General features: G+C 43.9%; 6 protein-coding genes. 1 reads left to right on the top strand and 5 read right to left on the bottom strand.

The genetic code is table 11. From position 1 onward, the window contains the following. From A3735_RS19285 to A3735_RS19300, 4 genes are all read right to left on the bottom strand, one after another. A partial coding sequence (locus A3735_RS19285; protein ID WP_068638491.1) for an MBL fold metallo-hydrolase occupies window positions 1–1,165 on the bottom strand: 1,165 nt, incomplete at its 3' end. A gap of 108 nt (window positions 1,166–1,273) precedes the next feature. Beyond that, complete coding sequence (locus A3735_RS19290) at window positions 1,274–1,573, bottom strand: type II toxin-antitoxin system RelE/ParE family toxin (RefSeq protein WP_068511530.1); 300 nt, start codon at window positions 1,571–1,573, stop codon at window positions 1,274–1,276. Window positions 1,574–1,578: 5 nt separating this feature from the next. Further along, on the bottom strand, window positions 1,579–1,836 hold the full coding sequence (locus A3735_RS19295; RefSeq protein WP_068553791.1) for a type II toxin-antitoxin system ParD family antitoxin: 258 nt from the start codon (window positions 1,834–1,836) through the stop codon (window positions 1,579–1,581). A 106-nt stretch (window positions 1,837–1,942) separates the two neighbouring features. Next, window positions 1,943–2,614: a transposase gene (locus A3735_RS19300; protein ID WP_231882579.1), complete on the bottom strand. Its 672-nt coding sequence runs from the start codon at window positions 2,612–2,614 to the stop codon at window positions 1,943–1,945. A gap of 201 nt (window positions 2,615–2,815) precedes the next feature. Here A3735_RS19300 and A3735_RS19305 point away from each other — a divergent pair, with 201 nt between their 5' ends. Then, the gene (locus A3735_RS19305) at window positions 2,816–3,880 is read left to right on the top strand and encodes a Fic family protein (protein WP_082865282.1); all 1,065 of its coding nucleotides are present in this window, start codon (window positions 2,816–2,818) and stop codon (window positions 3,878–3,880) included. A gap of 310 nt (window positions 3,881–4,190) precedes the next feature. Here the strand turns inward: A3735_RS19305 and A3735_RS32630 are convergent, their stop codons facing one another. Next, the gene (locus A3735_RS32630) at window positions 4,191–4,433 is read right to left on the bottom strand and encodes a transposase (RefSeq protein ID WP_082865317.1); all 243 of its coding nucleotides are present in this window, start codon (window positions 4,431–4,433) and stop codon (window positions 4,191–4,193) included. Window positions 4,434–4,574 lie beyond the last annotated feature (141 nt).

The raw sequence follows: 4,574 nt of genomic DNA on the forward strand, positions 1-4,574 counted from the left end.
GTGTCCCGTAAGTTTGAATATCTCGCCCTGCAGTTCCCTCAGCTTGATAACCTACAAACAGAATATCAGTACGCTTATCTTCAATTAAGGCTTTTAAATAATTAACAATACGTCCACCAGCACACATACCGCTAGCGGCGATCACAATGGCTGGGCGAGCCGTCTTTGCTAAATAATTCACTGTGTCGAGGTGAGTTTGATGATCATCTATCGTGAGTAAATTTTCAAATGACAGAGGGTGTCGACCCTCGGCTACCCGACTTTGAGCCTCTGCATCCCAAAAAGGTTTTAGTTGTCGGTAGGTATCAGTAAAGTCGTTGGCCAAAGGTGAGTCGACTATCACTTCAAGCTCAGCCCAATTCAGCGCCCCCTGATCGGCTTTATCTTTAAGCTCATAGATCAATGACTCAAGTTCATACAATAGCTCCTGAGTGCGGCCGATACTGAACGCAGGAATCAAGACCACACCTCTGTCTTGAACAGCACTCTCGATCACTGCCTTAAGTCGCTGCCGACGAGAGCGTCGATCTTCATGATTCTTATCGCCATAAGTGCTTTCAATCACCAAGGTATCACATGCTTCAGGAGGCTTCGGCGCGGCTAACAAAGGAGAGTGAGGAGCGCCTAAATCACCCGAAAAGATAAACGTATGCGCGTCCTTCCCCTGGTTTACACAGCACTCAACATAAGCAGAGCCAAGAATATGACCTGCTGGCTGTAAGCAAATATCTAAACCTTCAAAGACTGAATACAAATCACCATATTTGAGCGGCACAATACGCTGCTTAAGCACCGACATAAATTGTCGGATCATCTGTTTATTACGGGTGAAACCAATCTTCACCGCATCTTCCAGTACCAGCGGTAAAAGCACAGCCGACGGCTCAGAACAGTATATCGGCCCATCAAAGCCAGCAGCGAGAAGATAAGGAATGCGCCCGACATGATCGATATGAACATGGGTCACGACAAGCGCTTTAATATGAGAAACTGGGAAGTCGATTTCAAGCTGGCTTTCACTCGACTGCCCAGAGGTCTCGGCCCCTTGAAACAATCCGCAATCAATCAGAATACCTTGTTGTTCAGAACTGTTTTTATCAGAAATGCGAAGCTCGTGACACGAACCCGTTACGCCATTCACCGCTCCGTGGTGTAGGATTTTCATGTGATGTCCTTATCAATTAAGTTAAGGGAAGAATATCACAACGCTCGCGCTAGATTCCAACAGGATGGTTTCAATCGAGTCTGACCCCGTTGTCAGCTAAGTATTGAACTATGTCAGGTGCCGCTGAGGATCTTGGCGACGATGTAATACACGAATAATCTCCACCGTATCGCCTGTAACCCTATAAAACAGGGTATGGCTCGCAATAGGTAGGCTTCTGGTGCCAGCTAGAAGTTCAGAGCGATCAACTCCTATCATGGCTTGTTCAGTGAGAGTCCAAAAGTGTTCTTTTATATTTTCAAGGTAGCTATCAGACTGGGTTTTCCCCCATTGCCGCAACCCGTACTGATAGATGTTTTTTAAATCAGTTTTCGCAGCAGGGGCTATAACAAGGTGGCGTGTTGGCATGAAACTTAAGCCATAATATCATTGAACAATGAATCTAAAGAGGATTTTGATTTAATAGAAATACCTTCACCGCTATCTATCTGGCCGGTGCCAACTTTCAGTTGCTCGCGTAAACGAGCCAATTTCACTTCGTGGATCCAGTCCTCGTGCGTATCCATAAAGCGCAATGCTTCACGAATCACTTCGCTGGCATTATTGTATAAGCCACTTTCAACTTTGGCTTTAACGCGAGACTCTAGCTCGGCAGTCAGGGACACATGCATAATGGCCTCCAAGAGTAAAAATTTATAAATTTCATGCTAGGCAAAAATACAAGCATTGTCAATCTTTGTATTATAAAATATAAAAGGGGTCGGTGACAATTAGTAATCATTCGCACTTGAGAGGTCGCCCTATCTTTGAATAGCCAATTGATCTCTTAAGATTTTCTTCGATTTGTGCCTTAAAACGATCATCCCCCAAAGGCATCGAGAAACTGGCTGAAGTACGAATCTCATGTATGACGCCCTTCGACAACGCAACGTTAAACAATTCTCGATAGCGAACAAGGCGGCTCTGCGTATCATGTGCCAATTGAGCATATACCTCATGCGCACTAATTAACGGACTTCTTTCACCATATGCATTACACCGATAGCTAGACCATCGGTAATCAGCCGGATGCTCGACCATATTAGCCATAACCGGGTTTAGCTCTATATACCGATAACACTTGAGCAAATACCCTTCAGCATCGATCAAGCTTGCTTTATGACGACTCTCCCACAATGTACCGCATCGCCGATATGTCTTATTGATGTATTGTACATAGCGCCGTCCAAGTGACTGCATCACTTTAGAGACACCATCAGGACATGAAGGTGTCAACAAAAGATGAGTGTGATTCGTCATCAAGACATAAGCATGACAACTTACATCATAGCGTTCACACGCTTCTTGTAAGCATTCCAGATAAAACTGATTATCTTGATCTGAAAAGAAACACGCTTCCCGATTGTTTCCCCGTTGGATTACATGGCACGGCACTCCTGCCATATACATTCTCGGCTTCCTTGGCATTTCAGTTTCCTCTATCTTCCTTGATAGTTACACGTGATTATCGACCTAAGCTAAGACCTTTTCAAGCTGAGTAATGCGAATGATTATTATGTGTCACCGACCCCTTTTGCTTTGCCTTTTGCTTTACTTTATCGGACATATTAAATAGAGTTATGTCCTATATATTAGAATACAGGCTCAGTTATGACCGAGAAACTAGACCCGTCAATGCTCCTCCAGCTGCTTAAGCAAGCCCCTGAATCTTTCGCGCTGTCTGATATTCTTGAATTGATAAATAAACCAACACTCAAGCTTAGCCCTCCTTCAGATCGAACGATACGCCGTTGGCTTAATGAATTAAGTGAGCAAGGCCTGCTTATTAAAACTGGCAGTCGTAAAGGTACACGATATAGTCTTGCTGCACACCAAACGACGCCCAATATGCTTCAGTTTTTGCAGGGACTAGATACAGATATTCAGCTATCTACACTCAAGCAGATTAGAAACCTCTGGACTCATACCTCAACGGCACTAGAAGGCAATACTTTAAGCTTAGGTGATACAAAGTTTATATTGGACGAGGGGTTAACCATTTCAGGTAAACCACTCAAAGAGCACCAGGAAATATATGGCCACGCTAGTGCTATCGAATTGATTTACCAAAACCTTAACCAAGCCTTTACAGCAGAAAGCTGCTTCCAACTTCATTTAGCTATTCAAACAGACCGCGTCACCGACATTTATAAACCGAATGGAGCCTGGAAAGTTGAAATGAACGGTACCTATGCAGTTAATAAGAAAAACCAACAAGTATTTATCGAATATGCCCACCCCTTACATACAGAAAAGTTAATGGCTCTTTTTATCGAAGAGCTCAACTCATTATGCAAGCAAACTCTCAACCTTAAGGACGGAATCAAAGCCTACGCGAAGATTCACATGGGCTTTGTACATATCCACCCCTTCTGGGACGGAAACGGACGCCTTGCGCGATTAATTGCAAACATTCCTCTGCTAAAGTCAGGCCTTCCCCCCATCGTTATTTCGCAGGACGAAAGACAGCAGTACATAAAAATACTTGCAGACTACCAGCTGAAAGTTGGACAACTGACACCTGACTCCGGTGTTTGGCCGAAAACTAAGCTGCTTACTGACTTTGAACAGTTTTGTGACCGCTCCCATAAAGAAACAAGAGAGCTAATAGAAGGCGCTAAAAAACTTCAGGAACAAAGGAACAAAGGAATAACACCAACACAATACGTCTGCTGATTACTCATTCAGCCCAACTAGAGCAGAAAGTCAAAGCAGCTGCATACAAGTTGGAGGCAACTACACACGATCTTTTTAGGTGTAGGGCAAGTAATACGAATGATTATTATGTGTCACCGACCCCTTTTATTTGTTTTCTGAGAGTGTTGCCTATTTTAAGCAGGCCGCCAAAACCAATCACATGCAGTATCAAAAAATGATACGCGAGTTACTTGACGAGTATGTGGCACATCAAAAAAATGCTAACAAGTAGCACCACGTTAAACAACTCTCGATAGCGAACGAGACGACTCTCCCATAATGTAACGCATCACCGACATGTCTTATTGATGTATTGCACGTAGCGCCGCCCAAGTGACTGCATCACTTTAGAGACACCGTCAGTGCATGAAGGTGTCAACAAAAGATGTGTGTGATTCGTCACCAAGACACAAGCATGACAACTTACATCATAGCGTTCACGCGCTTCTTGTAAGCATTCCAGATAAAACTGATTATCTTGATCTGAAAGAAACACGCTTCCCGATTGCTTCCTCGTTGTATTACATGGCACGGCACTCCGGCCATATACATTCTTGGCTTCCTTGGCATTTCAGCTTCCTCGTTGTATTACATGGCACGGCACTCCGGCCATATACATTCTTGGCTTCCTTGGCATTTCAGCTTCCTCTATCTTTCTTGATAGTTAGCCTTG

The organism is Oleiphilus sp. HI0061 (assembly GCF_001635675.1).

Coding starts and splice junctions, on each gene's coding strand:
- A3735_RS19290 (WP_068511530.1), bottom strand. CDS start 1,573: ATGCCAACACGCCACCTTGTTATAGCCCCTGCTGCGAAAACTGATTTA.
- A3735_RS19295 (WP_068553791.1), bottom strand. CDS start 1,836: ATGCATGTGTCCCTGACTGCCGAGCTAGAGTCTCGCGTTAAAGCCAAA.
- A3735_RS19300 (WP_231882579.1), bottom strand. CDS start 2,614: ATGTATATGGCAGGAGTGCCGTGCCATGTAATCCAACGGGGAAACAAT.
- A3735_RS19305 (WP_082865282.1), top strand. CDS start 2,816: ATGACCGAGAAACTAGACCCGTCAATGCTCCTCCAGCTGCTTAAGCAA.